The 20,352-nt window shown below is 39.8% G+C and carries 17 protein-coding genes; 12 read left to right on the top strand and 5 right to left on the bottom strand.

The window, feature by feature from the left end; genetic code table 11:
- Window positions 1–45 precede the first annotated feature (45 nt).
- From nifE to ACE01N_RS11565, 12 genes are all read left to right on the top strand, one after another.
- The gene (gene nifE, locus ACE01N_RS11620) at window positions 46–1,383 is read left to right on the top strand and encodes a nitrogenase iron-molybdenum cofactor biosynthesis protein NifE (protein ID WP_380588819.1); all 1,338 of its coding nucleotides are present in this window, start codon (window positions 46–48) and stop codon (window positions 1,381–1,383) included.
- Between the two features lie 2 nt (window positions 1,384–1,385).
- Window positions 1,386–2,777 carry a nitrogenase component 1 gene (locus tag ACE01N_RS11615; RefSeq protein WP_380588816.1) on the top strand — a complete coding sequence of 464 codons (1,392 nt, stop codon included), beginning with the start codon at window positions 1,386–1,388 and terminating at the stop codon, window positions 2,775–2,777.
- Window positions 2,778–2,938: 161 nt separating this feature from the next.
- Complete coding sequence (locus tag ACE01N_RS11610; protein ID WP_380588813.1) at window positions 2,939–4,189, top strand: radical SAM protein; 1,251 nt, start codon at window positions 2,939–2,941, stop codon at window positions 4,187–4,189.
- Window positions 4,190–4,238: 49 nt separating this feature from the next.
- A complete protein-coding gene (locus tag ACE01N_RS11605; RefSeq protein ID WP_375729868.1) occupies window positions 4,239–4,544 on the top strand; it encodes a (2Fe-2S) ferredoxin domain-containing protein in 306 nt (101 codons plus the stop codon).
- A 341-nt stretch (window positions 4,545–4,885) separates the two neighbouring features.
- Window positions 4,886–6,013 (top strand): homocitrate synthase/isopropylmalate synthase family protein, encoded by a 1,128-nt coding sequence (locus ACE01N_RS11600; RefSeq protein WP_380588808.1) that lies wholly within the window; start codon window positions 4,886–4,888, stop codon window positions 6,011–6,013.
- A 40-nt stretch (window positions 6,014–6,053) separates the two neighbouring features.
- The gene (locus tag ACE01N_RS11595) at window positions 6,054–6,434 is read left to right on the top strand and encodes a hypothetical protein (RefSeq protein ID WP_380588805.1); all 381 of its coding nucleotides are present in this window, start codon (window positions 6,054–6,056) and stop codon (window positions 6,432–6,434) included.
- Between the two features lie 156 nt (window positions 6,435–6,590).
- A complete protein-coding gene (locus tag ACE01N_RS11590; protein ID WP_380588802.1) occupies window positions 6,591–8,153 on the top strand; it encodes a sigma-54-dependent Fis family transcriptional regulator in 1,563 nt (520 codons plus the stop codon).
- A gap of 4 nt (window positions 8,154–8,157) precedes the next feature.
- Window positions 8,158–8,631, top strand: coding sequence for a GNAT family N-acetyltransferase (locus tag ACE01N_RS11585; protein WP_380588798.1), 474 nt, complete (start codon window positions 8,158–8,160; stop codon window positions 8,629–8,631).
- A gap of 146 nt (window positions 8,632–8,777) precedes the next feature.
- Entirely contained in the window at window positions 8,778–11,261 is a 2,484-nt protein-coding gene (locus ACE01N_RS11580) for a tetratricopeptide repeat protein (protein WP_380588795.1), read from the top strand.
- 7 nt (window positions 11,262–11,268) lie between these two features.
- Window positions 11,269–12,054, top strand: coding sequence for a LytR/AlgR family response regulator transcription factor (locus ACE01N_RS11575; RefSeq protein WP_380588792.1), 786 nt, complete (start codon window positions 11,269–11,271; stop codon window positions 12,052–12,054).
- Window positions 12,055–12,293: 239 nt separating this feature from the next.
- Window positions 12,294–13,304, top strand: a complete 1,011-nt coding sequence (locus ACE01N_RS11570) for a TolB family protein (protein WP_380588789.1) — start codon at window positions 12,294–12,296, stop codon at window positions 13,302–13,304.
- Window positions 13,305–13,317: 13 nt separating this feature from the next.
- Window positions 13,318–13,998, top strand: coding sequence for a hypothetical protein (locus tag ACE01N_RS11565; protein WP_380588787.1), 681 nt, complete (start codon window positions 13,318–13,320; stop codon window positions 13,996–13,998).
- Window positions 13,999–14,164: 166 nt separating this feature from the next.
- On the opposite strand, the gene ACE01N_RS11560 is transcribed toward ACE01N_RS11565, so the two are convergent.
- The 5 genes from ACE01N_RS11560 to modA form a co-directional block, all read right to left on the bottom strand.
- Window positions 14,165–15,766 (bottom strand): M61 family metallopeptidase, encoded by a 1,602-nt coding sequence (locus ACE01N_RS11560; protein ID WP_380588784.1) that lies wholly within the window; start codon window positions 15,764–15,766, stop codon window positions 14,165–14,167.
- A gap of 23 nt (window positions 15,767–15,789) precedes the next feature.
- Window positions 15,790–17,106 (bottom strand): TlpA family protein disulfide reductase, encoded by a 1,317-nt coding sequence (locus tag ACE01N_RS11555; protein ID WP_380588782.1) that lies wholly within the window; start codon window positions 17,104–17,106, stop codon window positions 15,790–15,792.
- Window positions 17,107–17,773: 667 nt separating this feature from the next.
- On the bottom strand, window positions 17,774–18,856 hold the full coding sequence (gene modC / locus ACE01N_RS11550) for a molybdenum ABC transporter ATP-binding protein (protein WP_380588779.1): 1,083 nt from the start codon (window positions 18,854–18,856) through the stop codon (window positions 17,774–17,776).
- Complete coding sequence (gene modB / locus ACE01N_RS11545; protein ID WP_380588776.1) at window positions 18,853–19,545, bottom strand: molybdate ABC transporter permease subunit; 693 nt, start codon at window positions 19,543–19,545, stop codon at window positions 18,853–18,855. The genes modC and modB overlap by 4 nt, the downstream gene beginning before the upstream one ends.
- Before the next feature lie 21 nt (window positions 19,546–19,566).
- The gene (gene modA, locus ACE01N_RS11540) at window positions 19,567–20,349 is read right to left on the bottom strand and encodes a molybdate ABC transporter substrate-binding protein (RefSeq protein WP_380588773.1); all 783 of its coding nucleotides are present in this window, start codon (window positions 20,347–20,349) and stop codon (window positions 19,567–19,569) included.
- Between the last annotated feature and the right edge of the window lie 3 nt (window positions 20,350–20,352).

Genomic DNA, 20,352 nt, shown 5'->3' with positions numbered 1-20,352 from the left:
CTGCCTGGTTTTCAAACAAAACATAAATCACATAAATCACACACAATGGCACTATTAGAAGAAAGGAAGCGACAGGTTGCCACTATTGAACGCACCAGAGAGGTTGACCTTGAATGCGGCAAAAAAAGTCTGGAAGGTTCAGTTAGTCAGCGGGCGTGCGTATTTTGCGGATCAAGGGTAGTGCTTTATCCAATTACAGATGCCCTGCATTTAATCCACGGTCCGGTAGGCTGTGCAGCCTATACCTGGGACATTCGCGGGGCGTTGTCGTCCGGGCGTGAAATTCACCGGTTAAGTTTTACTACAGATTTAAGGGAAAAAGATGTAGTGTTCGGTGGTGAACCCAAACTTTATTCCGCACTTATTGAATTGATTGACGCGTATAAGCCAAATGCAGCATTTGTCTACAGTACCTGTATTGTCGGCGTTATTGGCGACGATGTGGAAGCTATTTGTAAACGGGTTTCCAGAGAAAAGGGTATCGATGTGCTTCCGGTTCAGTCCGAAGGTTTTAACGGAACTAAAAAAGACGGTTACAAAGTGGCCTGCGATGCACTGGCTAAACTGGTGGGAACCATGGATGAAGAGGTTCCTGAATTCAGCATTAACATACTTGGAGATTTTAACCTGGCAGGTGAACTATGGATACTGCAGGAATATTACCGCAAAATGGGTGTGAATATTGTCGCAACCATTACTGGCGATGCACGGATCGATCAGATCAGGAACGCGCATAAAGCCTCTCTTAATGTGGTTCAATGTTCCGGTTCCATGATCCATCTGGCAAAACATATGAAAGAAAAATACGGCGTGCCGTTTATGAAGGTTTCGTATTTCGGAATCGAAGATATGTCGGACGCACTGTATGAAGTTGCAGGCTTTTTCAAATCGGAACAACTGATGCAAAACGCACGTCAGGTGGTTCGGGATGAACTTAAGGACCTGCTGCCTGCTTTGCAGCCATACAAAAATGCTTTGCAGGGAAAGAAAGCTGCCATTTACGTCGGTGGTGCTTTTAAAGCTATTTCGCTGGTAAAAGCGCTTCGCCTGATTGGTATTAAGACCGTGGTGGTAGGATCGCAAACCGGCAACAAGGAAGATTACAATTTACTGAAGGAATTATGCGACGAAGGAACCATTCTGGTGGATGATTCCAACCCGGTGGAGCTTTCTGAATTCGTGAAAGAAAAAGAGGCTGATATATTTATCGGCGGTGTTAAGGAACGGCCTATTGCCCATAAACTCGGATTAGGTTTTTGCGATCATAACCACGAGCGTAAAGAGGCACTGGCCGGATACGAAGGAATGTTGAATTTTACCAAAGAGGTTCATGCCACTGCTATGAGTCCGGTTTGGCAGTTTACTAAAAGAGGGAGGAAATAATCATGGAAACACTGCTGAAAAAAGATTCGTTTGTAGCCACACGAAATGCTTGTAAAATGTGTGCGCCACTTGGCGCAAGCCTAGCATTTAAAGGTATTGAAGGCTGTGTTCCACTCATTCATGGTTCGCAGGGATGTGCCACATATGTAAGGCGCTATCTTATCAGTCATTTTAAAGAACCAATGGACATTGCCTCGTCCAACTTTACCGAGGAATCAACCATATTTGGCGGTGGGCAAAACCTGAAACGTGCTTTGGATAACATTAAAAAACAGTATCATCCAAAAGTAGTGGGAATTTCCACAACTTGCCTCAGCGAAACCATCGGCGATGATGTGGACGGTGCGCTTCAGGATTATGCCCGCGAATGTGGTGAATCAGATAAAACAACTTATATCCATGCTCAAACGCCCAGCTATCAAGGGAGCCATGCAGATGGCTTCCATGAGGCTGTGGCAGCTGCCGTAAAGCAATATGCCGTAAAAGGTGAACCCAATGGCAAAACGGTGCTTTTGGCAGGTTTTATGTCTCCCGGCGATTTGCGCTATATGAAAGAGGTAATGCGTGAATTCAGGATGCCATACGTGCTGTTGCCTGACTATTCTGAAACCATGGATAACCCGCATTGGGATGAGTACAAACTGCTCCCTGAAGGCGGAACTAAAATTGCAGACATCGCTGATGCCGGAAGTGCCAAAACATTCATTCAGTTTGGAGAGGTGCTGAATAAAGGACGCTTATCAGGGAGGGTTTCCGGCGATCATTCGGTGACATCTGCCGGTGATATTCTCGAAAAACAATTTGATATTCCGGGATTCAGAATTCCGTTTCCCATAGGCATTAAAAACAGCGATACCTATTTTGAAACACTCAGGCAGATCTCGGGTAATGATATTCCCGAAGAAATCGCCAAAGAAAGGGGTCGTTTAATTGATGCATACGTAGATGGACATAAATATCTGTTTGGCAAAAAAGCCATGATTTATGGTGAAGAGGATTTTGTAATTGCACTGACCGCTTTTCTGACCGAGATCGGAATAGATCCTGTAATCATTGCCAGTGGTGGAGAGAGTAAGTTATTCGAAAAGAGGGTAAGGGAACACAAGGGAACCGAAAACTCTCTGGTACTTACTGGTGGCGACTTTGAAACCATGGCGGAACGAGCGCGTGAAATTAAACCGGATATCATCATTGGTCATAGCAAAGGTTATTATATCGCCCGGGAACTCAGCATTCCTATTGTGCGGATTGGTTTTCCGGTTCACGACAGGGTAGGTGGACAACGTATACTGCATCTTGGTTACAAGGGGACACACAATCTTTTCGATTTGATCACTAACGCAATTATAGAGTACAAACAAGATAACAGTCCGGTGGGCTATAAGTATATGTAATGCAATTTTGAAAATGATTAAGCTATTAGAATATCATTTTAAGAATGGGATTATGCCGATATAGAATTTGTAAGTCATAATAAACGAAGCGAAATGATGACTCTGACAAATTCATAATCGGTATAGAAGCTAGATTCATTAACAGGTAAAAACGAGCAGAAATGAACGAAAAACATCCATGTTTTAACAAAGAGGCCAAAGGAAAGTACGGGAGGGTACATCTGCCGGTGGCACCAAAATGCAATATTCAGTGTAACTATTGCAACCGCGACCACGACTGTGTGAATGAATCACGTCCGGGGGTAACATCATCGGTTTTATCGCCGGCTCAGGCTGTTGATTATTTGAAGGCATTAACATCCAAACATCCGCAAATAACTGTGGCAGGTATTGCCGGTCCGGGTGATCCTTTTGCCACACCGGAACTCACCATGGAAACCCTGCGTTTAATGAAGCAGGAATTGCCTGAAATGATTGCCTGTCTGTCATCCAACGGGTTGAATATTTCACCTTATATTGATGAGCTGGCTGAGCTTGGAGTTGGTCATGTAACAATTACCATTAACGGTATTGATACCGAAATTACCGAACCGGTTTACAGTTGGGTCAGGCATGAAAAAAGAATTTTCAGGGGAAAACAGGCTGCAGAACTTTTGTTGGAAAAACAGCTGGAGGCCGTCAGGTTATTAAAGGAGAAAGGTATAACAGTAAAGATCAATACTATTGTCATGCCTGGAATGAATGATTTTCATATTCCTGAACTCAGTAAACGCATGGCTGAGATGGGGGCTGATACGCAGAATGCCATTCCTCTTTATCCTGTTAAGGATACGCCTTTTGAAGATATGGAAGAACCTTCAAAAGAACTGATGAGGGATGTACGTAAAATGATCGGCATGTATCTGAAACCTATGACACATTGCGCGCGCTGTCGTGCCGATGCTGCCGGATTACTTGGAAAAGATATTGCAGAAGCCACCCAAATGATTCGTGATTTCGCCATGAAACCTAAAGAAGATAAAAACCGCAAATATGTGGCTGTGGCCTCGCATGAAGGTATGCTGGTCAATCAGCATCTGGGTGAAGCATCAAGCCTTTATATTTTCTCGGAAACACCGTCAGGATATCGCATGATTGAACAAAGAGTAACCCCGAATCGTGGCACAGGTATTCAACGCTGGACTGATTTAGCAGATACGCTTTCTGATTGTAGGGCTATTCTGGTTGGTGGTGTAGGATCATCACCCTATAAATACCTGAGTAAATCAGGATTGGAGATCATAGAAATGAGTGGTTTAATTGATGAAGGATTGGATTCTGTTTATAAAGGGAAAGAACTTAAATGCGTTAAAAAACGGGATGCATTTAGCTGTGGTAGTGAGTGTGCCGGAACAGGAACCGGTTGTGGTTGATTTTGAAAAAGATAATAAAAAATAAATAACACGATTTAAAGCTTATAAAATGAAGAAGCCTGAATATCAGATTTTAGTGTGCAACTCATACAGGGTAGCAGGAGATGCACAGGGATACTGCAACAAAAACGGTGCGAAAGATTTTATACCGTACATTATGGAAGAATGTGCTGACAGAGGAATTGATGTGGCTATTACATCTACCGCATGTTTGAATGTTTGTTCTCAGGGACCGGTAATGGTCATACAGCCAATGAACCTTTGGTATGGCGGAATTACCGAAGAACGTATTGATGAAATACTGGACGCTTTGGAAGAAGGGGAAGCAGTAGAAGAATATTTAATTGCCGATTAAAATTGTGATTTATGTGAACCGGAAAGCAAAGGAGGCTTTTAATATTATGGACAGCCGTTTGATTAATAAATCCCCCGCTTCGCACCCCTTTTCTAAAGGGGGAATCGAAGCAAACTAATGGAATTGTCCTCCTTTGAAAAAGGAGGTGGTTCCGATGGTTATCGGAATCGGAGGATTAAATTCATATTCCTAACTATTTGTTATTATCAAACGAAATGACATTAGTGATTGAACTGCTTGGCTAAATGATATTGAATTAGAAATTAAGAATTTAAAGTCTCTTTTGCTGACCGGATTTTACAAGGTCACAGTACATGAAAATCAATCATAAATCACAATCAATGGTTAAGGAGAGAAAATACCTGGTTGATACCACGCTACGGGACGGTGAACAGGCTCCCGGAGTTGTTTTCTTTCAACCGGACAAACTGGAAATAGCAGCAAAACTTGATGCTTTAGGCATTGAAGAGCTGGAGATCGGAACACCTGCTATGGGAGATGAAGAAGTTGCGGATATGCAGGCGATAGTGGCAATGAAACGGGGATTCATTAGCATAGCATGGTGCCGTGCCATGAAGTACGATATAGATATGGCTGAAAAATCCGGAGTGGATGCAGTGAATATTTCATTTCCTGTATCGCACCTGCATTTAATGGCTATGGATAAAAGTCCTGCCTGGGTACTCGATTCTATGGACTATCTTTTACCCTATGCTTTGAATAAATTTGACAGAGTATATATTGGTGCACAGGATGCATCAAGGGCTGAGTATCCATTTCTGCAATCGTTCGTTGAAAAAGCGTTTAACCTTGGAGCAGAAAGGGTTCGGATTGCAGATACTGTTGGCGTGATGAATCCCGTAATGGTGAGTGAATTATTTGGAAGTTTGAGGGAAACATTTCCATCTGGAGATTTTGAATTCCATCCACATAATGATCTGGGAATGGCAACAGCTAATGCTATAACTGCTTTAATGAGTGGGGCAAACAGCATAAGCGGAACTGTTAACGGATTGGGTGAAAGGGCCGGAAACGCAGCAATCGAAGAGGTAGTAATGGGGATGAATCAGGCATTAATACCTTCAGGACCCTATAATTTTTCAGTCATAAGTGAATTATCGCAACTGGTAGCTGAACGTTCAAATATTCAGCTCCATCCTTCAAAACCAATCGTAGGAGAAAATGCATTCTCGCATGAAACAGGCATTCATACCAGATGCATATTAAAAAACAAACTGACATATCAGCCCTTTGATGAATCGGTAGTTGGGAAAAAACAAAATCGTATTGTATTTGGAAAACATTCAGGAAAGGCTTCAGTGGAGAGTTTTTTTAAAGACAGGGGAATTATCCTGAATTCTATTCAGCTAATGATGATTATGCGTGGTATCCGTGACATAGCGATGAGCACCCGTACAATTTTAAGCGATAATCATGTCATGAATGTATATCATAATCTTTTTACTTAAGAGGTTGTAAATAAGGATGTAATGTTTTAAAATAATTTGTATGGACAATATAATTTCTGTTTATAGAGAAGGGGAAGCATACCTGCATAAGCTTCAGAAAATGGATTTTGATAAGGCAAAACTTGGTCCCGAGGTGGCGTATAATATGATTTGTATGTCTGCAGAGGCTATGTTATCCGCTGTATTGATGAAATATGACGAGGTTGTGGAACATGGTTCGATTTCAGCGATGCTCAGAGCGACTTCCATTCATTTACCTGTACGTCTTGGATTAATTGATGAAGGCAGATTTATTAACCGGTTCCATACATGGTGTTCACTGGAGGCCATTAAACCTAAAAAAATAGAACCTGCTGACCTGAAACGAATGGTAAAATGTGTGGAAGAGATTGATGAAATGGTAAAATGCCAGTTTCAATAATAAAAACACTGAATAAAATATCAAAATAACATTGAAAATATAATTATAATATAAAAATGATACCATTTAAAATTATATTAAAATAAAATGATGTCTCTATAGAAAGTATTTGTAAAAATTGATAACTTTGCATCAGGTGAAAGATTCTTGATTGCTATGGAAGTTAGACGTTGCGTGAAGACGCACAATGAGTGCTATGGATATAAGGAGTTGACTCTTTTGTTTGACATCAGTACGCAGTTAATGCGTAGCCGGGAGATAACAGAAGAGTTGCCCCTTATTTTGAAGAAAATGTGTGAATACCTGCACGGAGAAAGTGCCTTCCTTAATGTGCTTGAACGTGAGAGTTCAAAGATTTACATTGAGGTAGCTCATGGGCTGAGTCCTGCCCAGACTTCCCGTGGTAAATATGATTTAGGAGAAGGTATTATTGGCAGGGTTGTTGAAACTGCCCACCCGGTTGTGGTGCAGGAAATTTCCAAATCGCGTCTTTTCCTAAATAAAACAAAGCAGGATTTAACAGTCGATGGAAAGGAGCTTACCTTTATATGTGTGCCGATTATGCAGGATAGCAAAGTCGCGGGTGCACTATCTATGACCCGGAAATTCAATCCGAGAATTACCATTGAAGAAGATAAACGCTTATTGTCAATTATTGGCTCTCTTATCACACAGGCTGTGAGGGTACGCCAGGACAGACTGGAAGAAATCGAACGTCTGAAAAAGGAAAACCAGGTGTTGCACGAAAGGGTTGGATCAGACAGTAAACCCAGTAATATGATTGGCAATTCCTCAAAAATGCAGGATGTTTATTCCTTAATTGATATGGTTTCGCCGACGAATTCTTCGGTACTTATCCGTGGTGAAAGCGGTTGTGGTAAGGAACTGGTGGCCGATGCCATCCACAGGGTGAGTCAGAGAAAAGAAAAACCTTTTATAAAAGTGAACTGTTCCGCGTTACCAGATTCTCTTATTGAAAGTGAACTATTCGGGCACGAAAAAGGCGCTTTTACCGGTGCTGAAAAACAACGAAAAGGGCGCTTTGAGATGGCCGATGGCGGTACCATATTTCTGGATGAGATAGGCGATATCCCTTTAACCACGCAGGTTAAAATTTTAAGGATTCTGCAGGAGAAGGAATTTGAACGTTTAGGTGGAACCGAAACCATAAAAGTGAACGTAAGAATTATTTGTGCCACCAATAAGAACCTTGAACAGGCCATTCTGGAAGGAACATTCCGTGAGGACTTGTTTTACCGGATTAACGTGTTTCCGTTGTTTCTTCCTTCATTAAGGGACAGGAGAAACGACATCCCGCCGCTTGTGGATCATTTTATTTCCAAGTTCAATAAAGTCAATAAAACATCCATTAAACGTATAACCACATCTGCCATAAATATGCTGATGGTATATTCATGGCCGGGTAACGTGCGCGAGCTGGAAAACGTGATTGAGCGGGCATGCATTTTAACCACTGATAATGTGATTCACAGTTACAATTTGCCACCAACATTACAAACTGCGGCATCGTCCGATACGCATTCGAAAGGTGGACTTTCGTACGTGGTTGAAAAAATTGAAAAGCAGCTGATTATTGATGCGTTGATTGCTACCAAAGGTAATATTGCAAAAGCTGCTACGGAATTGCTGATTACCGAACGAATGTTAGGATCAAGAATACAAAAATATAAACTCGACGTCTGGCGATATAAAGTTTGAGCTTATGGATAAAGAACTAACTTTTGAACTGATTGACTTAAAGCGAATGTCACACATTACGGCGTTCAAGAAGCTGTTAAGCGAGTATATGATTGACGAAATGGGCAGCAAACGGCAGCTCTACCCGGAACAATCCTCCAAGGTAGTGCAGGATTTAATGAAGCAACCCAATTATTGCGGTTTTCTTGTAAAAGCAGGTAATGAGTATATTGCCATGGCTAATTGCTTTATAAATTATTCCACATTCCGGGGCAAACAGCTGCTGAATATTCACGATTATATTGTTACACCGGTATACAGGCAAAAAGGTGTTGGCAGTTTTTTAATGGATGAAATTATTTTCTATTGTGAATCGCAGGGATATTGCCGAATCAATCTTGAGGTACGTGAAGACAATATTAAGGCACAGGGTCTGTATGAAAAATCCGGATTTAAACCGTGTGATCCCAATATGTTTTTTTGGGAAAGAAACCTGTAACTTTTTTATCCTTAGTAAGCTTATTTATAATTGATAAAAATTCTATTATAATCATGACTAATGTAAGTATTATATCAAATTGATAGCTATCTTTATCATGTAGAAAGAAAATTATTTTAAAACCCCATTTTATCTGACTTGAAATTGTGAAATCGTTCTGTTTTCATAACGTATCTCTGTTACGATTCGTTGTGTGTATTGCTCTGGAAATATCGTTAGGGGCGAGGTTTACTCTTCGTGCCAGCACAAATACGGATTCATTAATCGCTGTTATACAGGAATGTAGCGATAATGTTAAGATAGCATCACTCTATACCGGGTTAGGTGATGCAAATAAAGGAGACAATCCGGATACTGCTATTTTCTATTATAATAAAGCCTGTACCTTTTATTCCATTGTAAATAATGAGCCCCTATATAAACAGAAGGAAGCACTTATCCATAATAAGATAGCTTCTTTGTACTTAAACCAGGGTAAATTTGATGATGCAGTAACAGAGAACAATAAGGTAGATTCTCTTTCGGATAAGTATCATTTAGAGAGCCTCAAAGCTTATACAGAAAATATAAGAGGGCTGATTCATTACAACAATGGTGATTATGATGATGCACTCCAACACTATAATAAAGCTTTGGAAATCGCTCAAAAATCAGCAGATGAACTACTTGAAGCCAGGATTTATTCAAATATGGCTATTATACAATACTTCAAGGGGAATTTTGAAGATGCTACAACCTTGTTTAAAAAGCCCGTAAGTATAGGCAAAAGATTGAATGATAAAGAATTATATTCCGGAAGTCTGATGAATGTTGGACTGATCTGTTTTTATCTGGGGCAATTGGATTCTTCGGCATATTATTACAGGCTGGCATTAGATCTTTACAGGCAGATAAAAGGTACCGACGGTATTATTTTGTGTTATAAGAACCTTGGGAATATATATTTTACCCAAAGCAATTATAGCGAAGCACTTGATATTTATTACCAGTCCCTTGATCTTGCACAAAAAATTGGTGATCAAATGAGTGAAGCCAAAGACCTGCATAATATTGGAGAGGTATACAGCAGATTAGGAGATTATGAGAAAGCATTAAAATTTTATCTTGAAGCAATTAAGATAAAAGAAAAGCTTAATAATAAACAATCCATTGCTGCAACCTATAAGGGTATTGGTAATTTACATTTACAGTTTGAAAGCTACGATAAAGCACTGGATTATTTTAATAAATCCCTTAATATTAATAATGATCTTGATGTAAAATCTGCAATAGCATCTGATTATGAATCCATTGCTTCGGTATATAATTATACGGGAAAAAGAAAGGAAGCGCTAAGGATGTATGAGGATGCTGCAGATATATTTAAAAAAATTGGGGAGCAAATTTCCTTGTCCGATGTATATGTAAATGAAGCTATGCTTTACAGAGATATGGGAATGACAGAGGATTCAAAGCGTAGGTTGGTAGATGCTGTAAAGCTGAAGGAAAATACAGGAGATAAGGAAGGAATGGCAGTTGTTTATTATAATCTCGCTCAAATAGAAAATGAGATAGGCAATATTTTGGATGCAGAGAAGTATAGTTTAAACGCAATGCAATTGGCTGACGAAGTAAATGCGATGCCTACCAAGGCGCTTATCGCTAAGTTACTGGGCGATCTCTATTACAGCCGGGGCAATTACAGAGAAGCTTTTAAAAACGAACGTCTTCATGCTGAGTTGCAGGATTCAATAATTAATAAGGAAAAGATGGCAGCCATAATGAATGCAGAAGCAAGATGGCAGGCAGAAAAAAAGCAAAATCAGATTGACATTCTGGAAGCAGAAAATAAATTGAATAGTCATATATTGGAATTGAAAGATGAAAAAGTGAGGCGTCACAGAACTGCGTTGATTTCTCTAATCGTATTATTTATACTGGCTGCGCTAATTGTGCTCCTGTTTTTGCGAAATAAACGGAGAAAGAATGATTTGATTTATGAAGAACAAAAGAACCAAACTTTAAAAATCAAGATGCAGAATATTCAAAACAGGTTTAGCCCGCATTTTATTTTTAATGTTCTCAACAGTGCGTCATTACCACTAAGACAGTTTCCTGATTCGCAAAAAGTTTTCGATGATTTGGCTATGGTACTTAAAACGAGCCTACAAAATGCTGAACTGTCAAGTGTATCATTAGCTACAGAATTGAATATTGTAAATACTTATCTCAGGCTTCATAAAATAAGCCAATTGTCAGCCTTTAAGTATATTGAGGAGCTGAATACAAAAAATGCTGATGTCATTCAGATACCCGGTATGTTATTACAGATTCCGATAGAAAATGCGATAAAGCATGGATTATCATCAATGGAAGGTGAGAAAAGATTGTGGTTGAAGTGTGACAGGGTGGAGAACAAAACTGTGCTGGTCGTTAAAGATAATGGAATAGGGCGAAAAAATTCCTCATCAGCCACGTCTGGAACTGGTACGGGACTTAAACTTCTTATACAAACTATTTATCTTCTGAATACTAAAAATATAAATAAAATAACATACCGGTTTGAAGATGCTTTCCCTGAAAGGAATGAGAATAAGGGAACTTTGGTGGAATTCTGTATTCCGGACAATTTTAATTACGATGTAATTTAATAATGAAATGAAACCCTCTCTATCTAAAATAAATACGATAATCATTGATGATGATCCACTTGCAATAAAGACTTTAACTCAGATGCTGAGTGATTTTAATGAAATACGGATAGTGGATACGGCAACAACATATCCTGCTGCCAAAAAAGTAATATTGGATAATCAGCCGGATTTACTGTTTTTGGATATTGAGATGCCGAATAAAACAGGTTTTGAATTATTAATGGATATACAACCCGGAATAGAAAAACCTGTGAGTATTGTTTTTTGTACAGCCTATGAAAAATATACAATTCAGGCGTTACGGGAGTCTGCCATAGATTATTTGCTAAAACCGGTGAGTAAAGATGAATTAAGTGCAGCAGTAAACCGGTTCAAGCAGAAGAATAAAAATGATGAACGAAATGCAGTACGCCATCTCGCTGAGACAATAAACGACGATATTATTACGCTTCCCACTTCCACAGGTATAAAATTTCTGAAAAGGAACGAAATTGTTTTGGTAAAGTATCAAAGAGAAAAAGGATGGACAAAAAGTTATTGGTACGTAAGACTATTTAACGAAGAAATAATGCGTCTCAGATCAGGCATGAATGCTGCAACTATCATGCAGTTATTCGGGGAAAAGCATTTTTTGCGTGTCAATCAGTCTGCAATAGTCAATTTAAATTATCTGAATACCATTGAAATAAAAACCCGGCAATGTGTATTACTGCCGCCTTTTGATACCTACCATTTGTGTGTTTCCCGAAATTGTATGACACATATAAGGGAGCGTTTTGATTCTCTGTAATACTATAATTACCGTTTATTACATAAAATGCACACTTTATTCCTGAATTCTGCAGGATAATACTCTCCTGTAATATACCCGATTGCATTTGGATGATATAATCAAAATCTTTGTTGTGTGGATCAACGCAGACAGGAATATCCCTGTTATATGTGATAATTCTTTTAATCTGTAGTAATTCTCTTCAGGTAATGATGCAAAGTATTTAAGTACAGGCTTAATAATTAAACATAAAATAAATGAAACGATTTCTCTATTTAACCCTATTGGTAATGTTGTTTGGGAGTTGTAGTACCATTCAATATTCTGTTCAGTCTGTTCCTGAGGAAGGAAGCACTCAGTTTGTAAAATACACCGAGGATGAAGATCATGTAGTTGGTCCTCATATTATGAAGTATGGCTATTTATTCTGGTATGCACCGTCATGCATCGCAGTATCAAACGATGGCGCAAAATTAGCGTATATAGCTAAAAACAATGATTTTATGAATTTATACATCCGGAGTGTAGAAGGAGGCAGGTCTGTTGTACAGCGAACATTTAACAAAAATATTTATGACATGTCCTTTTCTCCAAATGATAGTAATATTGTTTTTACCGGAACAAATGAAAAAAATCTTTATCTGCCCAGTACAAATTCAACGGTTGTTTCAACAATAATGAATATTCACAGGATTAATACAGTAGGAGGGTCTGCGGTTCAACAGCTTGTTTCAACCTCTCAACAGGAACTGGGAGGTGTATATTCACCGGATGGAAAAAAGGTTTACTTTTCCCGTGAACAGGGATCACAGTACTATATTTGGTCAATCGACCTGAAATCATCGTTAATGACACAATATTGTGAAGGATTCACTCCGCAGGTAACCCGGGATGGGAAGAACCTGGTAATTACCAGAAATAGCAAGGATGGTAAATACAGGGGAGAAATCTGGATGGTAAATATAGAAAACGGAACAGAAACATTAATCTTAAGTGATCCTGAAATGGGATTTTCTACGCCTCAGCTTTCCTCTGATGGTAAAACAATAGTGTGTGTGGGATCAACGGCTAAACAGTCAAATAAACCTATGAATCTTGATATATACGTTGCTAACATTGATGGCACCAATCTTAGACAACTGACTTTTCACCCTGGTCATGATGTTTCTCCACAATGGTCTCCTGATGGGAAGAGCATCTTTTTTATTTCCCAGAGAGGAGGTAAGAACGGCCAGTTTAATGTATGGAAAATGAATTATAACAAATAAACGAGAAACAGCGATGAAACTTAAAATATTAACACTGATCAGCTTATTTTTTACCGTATTTGAACTTTCTTACGGACAGTATACAAGTAGTGGTTCATCTGTCAGATCAACAGCCGGTTCATTTGTTACCATGGATTTAGGCTTTTCATCACCAACAGGTGCTGCGGCTAATTTTGATATGGATGATTCATGGGAAAATGCACTGGGAGTTGCCGGCGGAATTTATTTCGGCATGTCTCACAACAGCACTCTTTTTTCAATATCTTCTGCTAGTGTGGGTTTTTATGGCCAGTTTGGTGTACAGGCCTATGGAATGCAAAAGGAATACGAAGACTATGGATATGAGGTTGGAGGATTGTTCGATAATGTAAGAATAGAATATGAGATAGGACCTTCCATGACATTTCCTATAAATGAAAAAATTAATGTTGATGCCTACCTGAAGGGCGGTTTGGCATGGGTAAGTGCACCTTATTTATCTTATTCCTATGATTATAGTTCAAGTATTGACCTTGGGGAAGCTTTTGGATTTGTATATGGCCTTGGGGCAAAAGTAAGGTTGTCATCCTTTGTTTTTGGCCTCGATATCAATCCCGGTAAAATGGAATTTAATGGTGATTATACAAACGATTTGTCCGTTTCAAATATCAGGTTTACGGTTGGTATGGATCTGCTTGCTCTTAAAAACAGATAGACTGATAAAATACACATCAAATACATCAATTTAAATTTTGAACCAGGTGAGTCTGCCAAGATTGACCTGGTTCTGTGTTTTTGGGTTAAAACCATAAGTCAATATTTGAAATGTGATAACGAATAAGCAGAAAACCAGGCGAATATGGTTCGACTTAATCTGCTATTTAAAGTCCACTGATCCAGGAATTGAAAACCTCATTCTGTAGTTTGTCTGGTTGATCCATCCGTATAATTCTGTAATGCACATTGTTTTGATCCTTCTCCTTTTTAAGCTGCAGACCGGCATATCCCAGGGAAGTGGCATAATCAGGTTCCTTAGTCGTGCAGATATATTCAAAAAAGGTACGTAAGGATTGTCCGGCAATTTCTTCACATACCTGCTGAAATTCTGCCTCGGTGAAACCGCGCTGCTTATCCTGGTAAAATTCACGGTACAGGTAACGCATGACATCATCAAGTGATTTTTTATTCTGTGTGGCATGGCGAATGGTAAAGTCGAGCAGAAGTCCCATTACCGGACCTTTCTGATAATAACTTATTGACTTGTCTTCTGTCCCTTCAGGTGTTCCAAACGGCCCGTCTTCCCATGTGTAATAACTGGCCTGAGCTAAGGACTGGAAATGTCTTCCCGGATCATTTTCGGTGGCATTAATGTCATTCTCAAGATTGGAAAACAGTGTGCCGGTATCAATCAGACCTGCCCGTTTAAGAATCAGGTATTCATAGTATACGGTAAGTCCTTCACTTATCCACAGTTGGTTGGTTCTGTTTGCTTTGCCGTAATCGAAGGGGCCCAGCTCATATGGTCTGATGCGTTTTACATTGTAGTTATGAAAATATTCATGCACTAAAAAATTCAATGTTTTATTAAGGGCTTTTTCAGAAACCAGATCATCCCCGTTAAAACTTACAATAGTATTGTTGAGATGTTCTATTCCTCCTCTTCCAGATCCAATTCCAATAAAGATGTAGCTTTCATAGGGTATGTCTCCCATAAGTGTAGTGGCATATGTGATCGCTTTTTGTAACTTTTGCATTAAAAGTTTTGCATTAAATGTTCCTGGTTTATAGGCTGTGAACCGGTGTTCAATACCGTTAACTTTGAATGATGGAAACGAATCAAGATTCCCGGCCAGTATTGGACAATCATAAAGTATATCAAAATCAGAAGCTGTAAATGTGATTGGATCTTCTGCAATCTTTTTTAGTCCTGTTGCAATGTCCCTGTAAGCTGACATAAATGTTACAGTAACCGGTGAGCTCAGATTGTTTTCAGCATACAGAAACGTATTTGACGGAACAATGTAAGCGTGTTCTTCGTCAACATAACTGTTAGCTACGAATCTGCGATAAGTTTCAATGTTGTAATCCAAACTGAAACGTTTGTTTTTCACACCGGTTAAAGTCCATGAACTCTTACCGCTTCCAATTATTTTTAGTTCCTGACCATTCGCTGTTTTTGCGGTCATATCTGTAACTGACCTCGCGTAATCCATCACCTGGTAATATCCAGGCATCCAGACCGGTAGTTTCAACTCCAGGGTGTCAGTTTGCCAGCCCGATGTTTCAAGTGTTACATGATATCGGTGTGATCCGGGATTATCGATCGATATCTGATAGTTAAAAACCGGTCGTTGTTCTGCAAATACGGCATTTGATGAGAGAATCAGAAAAAAGGTCAGCATGCTGAAGAAATACCTTGCAGTTTTAACTGCCGTTCCTTTGTGTTTTGATCCGGAAAATATGAGCAGGCCTAGATATGTCATGTTGCTTATTATTTGTAAGATGATTACAAGTGAAGAGAAAGCTGCTTAACTTTGTCTTTCAACTGCTGACTCCTTAAATCCCTGGCAATAATCTTTCCCTCCGGATCAATTAAAAAAGTACTGGGATAACCACTGATTCCGTAGAGCTTTTCAATGTTATTTTCAGGATGTGATATGATAAGAGGCCAGTTGATATGATATTTTTCGCGTACTTTCATAATATCATCTTCCGGACTGCTGCACACAATGCCAACATATTCAATTTTGTTTGTGTCGATGCTGTCATGCAGTGCTTTTAAATGTGGCAGATCACGGATGCATGGTCCACAGTATACCGACCAGAAATCGAGGTATACATATTTACCTTTCAGGCTTTCAAGCGATAATGAATCTTTGGACAAAAGATTTCTGCCACGAAATGGGAAGGCGTTAAAACCGATTTGTGTGGAATACAATTCATCAGGTGGAGTCGCAATCTTTTTCAGCTTTAAAACATTCCTGTTTCGGTCTATCCCATGAAACTCGTATATCTTATCGTTAATATTTACATATTCATTTTGGTAAACCAGTTTATCAAAGTCCGCTTTTTTGCCTGCTTTCAGGCTATCATCCAATAGAACCATTACAGATTCCTTAAAAGAAGGATCATTGAGATTCTCTGTGCTGACTGCAATTTCCTTGTCCTGAAACTGCGCTGTTGCATACAATGGAAAACAAGACATCAGCATATTCATATTCTGAAAATCGACGACAGAAAGCGGAGCTTTTGATGTGACGATTTTATTATTCTGCAGCTGCTCAAAACTGACCATTACCACTTGTTTCATAATTAGACTATCCTCAATAGTTCTGATTTGCGGGTCCAGCCTTGTTGGTCTGAACGCCATATCATCACTGAAGTCCAGGTTATTGTTGGCGTCAACGATAATCATGGTTTCACCTGTTGAATCTTTTCCGGTTGCAAAGGCTATCTGACATTTCAGTGGTGTTTTGGAAAGATTTAAAGTATCCGGATCCCAGTTCCATGAATCCTGAAGATGCTGGTAAAAATCCGGTGTAATATTACCGGCAATATAGTTTTGATAAACCATCTGGTAAATGTTGGTCTGGATAGAACCTTTACGTGCATCAGTCCAGGTCTCCGGTATTCCTTTAATCTGTAGCCGGCAGTTTTTCCAGTTTCCGTTGTCATTCACAGGATCGGGTGAAATACCGCCAAGACCTATATGGAATGGTCCGGTTCCGTTGTGCTCTGTAATAGGGAGCTCAATAATCTCTTTTGGCGCACAACTGAGTAAAAGCAATGATAATGTGATTAACAGGCTTAATTTTTGAAACATAGCAAATTTTTTGAATGAAAGCATAAAAATAACTAAAATGAAAACGTAATGAACCCGGAAATGGGAAAAATAATTCGATAAAAGGTTTCATATATCAGCGTACATTGATGAAATTATTTCAAGCAGTGACTGATTCGTTAGATAACGAATAATGTATAAGTGTATTGTGATAACTGTTTAATAGTTTCAGGTTTTAATTTTAAGGGATTTGGTGTAATTGTCAAATTATTATAATGAGCACAACTTATTATTGCTACAAACTTTTATTTATTAAGTCACTCTGAGACTGTTCCGGAAGGACCATATATTGGTAGCAGGTAGATTTACGTTTGATACCTTGTCCTGTAGGGACAAAATATTCTATTTAATGAATAAACATAATTCCGAATATTACATCAGGAAGTTAGACGTTAATTCGTAATTCCAAACTCGTAATTCGTAATTTTTGTTGTCCGGTTAACGCTTAAGAGATTCCTCACTTCGTTCGGAATGACAGGCATTTGATGACTGTTTGGCTTGAGGATGGGTTGGTTTGCGAATCTGTAGCAAACCAACCCATCCTTCAGTCCCATATGAACATAAAAGACTGTCATTCTGGGCGTAGTAAAATGAAGCGAAGAATCTTTAAATATTATTGATTTTTTAGCCGGATAACAATGATTCCTAATTAAATAGCTACATCTATCGCCACCGATTTAAACAAACACCACACCTGGCAGCCGACTTCAATTTTCATACGTTTTAAAGATTCTGCCGTTATTTCAACAACCAGTGGGAAAGCTGCATCAACTATGCAGAGTGTGGAGCTGTCTCTTTCGATGATGTTTGTAATGGTACCCCTGATCTGGTTCTGAATGGTCACATCCTTCAGAAAATGTTTCGATAGCGCAATGTCTTCGGAATTGATAAAGATCTTCAGTTCCTGCTTTGGTGCATAATGTCCGTTACTGCGTTCGCACAGGATCCGGATATTTGCTTTGCGGTTTGGCGAGGAAAGGATCGTAAGTCCCTCATCGCGTTTCACCTGATTTACATTCATGGTGATGGCATTCATCACCGAACCTGAACTAAAAATATGGTGTGTTTCCTTTTGTTCCAGTAGTTTATGGTAATCATCATGACCAATGCATCTGCCATCGCGGATCAGGCACAGATCGTTTGTCAGTTTCAGCAGGTCGGGCAGATCGTGGCTTACAATCAGAACCGGAATTCTGATCTTTTGGTGAATCCGCAACAGAAAGGGAAGGATCTGGTTACGCAGTCTGGTATCTACTGCTGAAAACGGTTCGTCAAGTAATAAGATGTCAGGTGAGGAGAGGAGTGATCGGCCAAGTGCGGTGCGCTGACGTTCTCCTCCGGATATGTCGGACGGTTTGCTTTTTAATAAATGTTTCAGATTCAGCATATCAACTACATCGTCAAATCCGGGTGATGTTTTGGTGTGGCGTTTCAATCCGTACAGAAGATTCCTTTCTACGGTCATGTGCGGGAAAAGGCGGCCTTCCTGAAACACATATCCGATGTTACGTTTTTCTACCGGAACATTAATTTTTTTCGAACTGTTGAACACCGTATTTCCCCGAATGGAGATTTCTCCTTCTTCAGGAACAGCAAGGCCGGAAATGCATTGCAGTAAAGAAGTCTTACCAGATCCACTTGGTCCGTAAATGCCCGAAATGCCTTCACCAAACTGCTCGTTGATGACCACATCGAATTTATTCCGTTTAAGTTTTATGTTGACGTCAATCATATCCGTTTCATGCGTTTTACGTACCATTCCGATAATCCCATGGCAATGAATGAGATGATTACACTTACCATAACCAGTCTTAACGTGGCGTTTTCCTGACCCGGAACCTGCATATAGGCATAAATGGCCAGTGGTAACGTTTGGGTTTCACCTGCAATATTTCCTGCGAAGGTGATGGTGGCACCGAATTCACCGAGTGAACGGGCAAAGGCCAGTATGGTTCCCGATACAATACCCGGCATAGCCAGAGGGACGGTTACCTTAAAAAATGTTTTCAGTTTTCCGGCTCCCAGAATTCTTGATGCGTCTTCCAGCCCCGGATCAACCATTTCAATGGCAGTCCTGACTGACCGAACGATGAGTGGAAACGATACAAAGACTGAGGCGATGACGGCTGCCATGAAAGTGAAGGATATCCTGATACCAAATGCAGTAAAAAGCCATTTTCCTAAAAATCCTTTTACACCAAACAGAAGTAGCAGAAGATATCCTGTGGTGACAGGCGGCATGACCAGCGGTAAATGAATCAGGCTTTCAATAGCCGATTTGCCGTAGAAGTTGCGCCTGGCCATCACATTGCCAATTGTCAGTGCCATTGGAACAGAGATAAGGGAGCAATATACAGCAACCTTTACCGACAGCCATATTGCCTGAACCTCTGTACCGTTAAATTGTAAAAAACCACTCATATAAAATAAGAATTGACATGATTATTTTTTAAATCCGTATTTTGCCCATATTGCAGCTGTTTTTTCTGATGTGAGATAGCTGTAAAAGGCTTTGGATGCATCACTTTCATTGCAGATTCCTGCCACATAAACAATGGGTTTGTGCGACTCTTCGGGAAATGACCCGATTATTTTCACCTTGTCAGATTTTAAGGCATCTGTTTTATACACAATGCCCAGCGGTGCTTCGCCAAGTTCAACTACCATCAGCGCAGAACGGACATCTTTTGCAGGCAACACTTTATCGTCGATTTGTGAATCCCAGCCGTAATATCCGAGGGCCTGCCTGCCGTATTTTCCGGCAGGTACGTGTCCCGGATCACCCATTGACAAACGGCCTGAACCAATTAATTTGTTCAGATTGAGTGATTTGTTAATAGTTAAGTCTGTTAGGCTACTTTCTTTGGGCGCGATAAGTACCAGCTCATTGAAGGCAATATTTATTTTATAGGGTGCAATAATAAAGCCAAGGCTATCAACGTAATCCGCCCAGCGTTTACTGGCCGAGATGTAGATATCCGGTGTGCCGCCTTGTTCAATCTGTCTGGCCAGTGTACCGCTGGAAGCCATGTTGGTTTGTACCTTATATGTTGTACTGACCCCGAACGAGTCGATAAGTTCCGACAGTACATCGGTGAGACTTGCTGCGGCAAACACCATTATACGTTTTTCCGTTTTTTCAGCACCTTTATTTGATTTGCAGGCTGTGATTCCTGTACCAAGAACCAGTAATGCAAACAAGATGATTTTTATGTGTGTTTTCATGAT

The organism is Quyinboa ferrireducens, from assembly GCF_042436675.1.
Lineage (GTDB): Bacteria > Bacteroidota > Bacteroidia > Bacteroidales > UBA5342 > JBHJHP01.
Note: the sequence above shows the minus strand (reverse complement) of the source record. Positions and strands in the feature narration are given on the sequence as shown.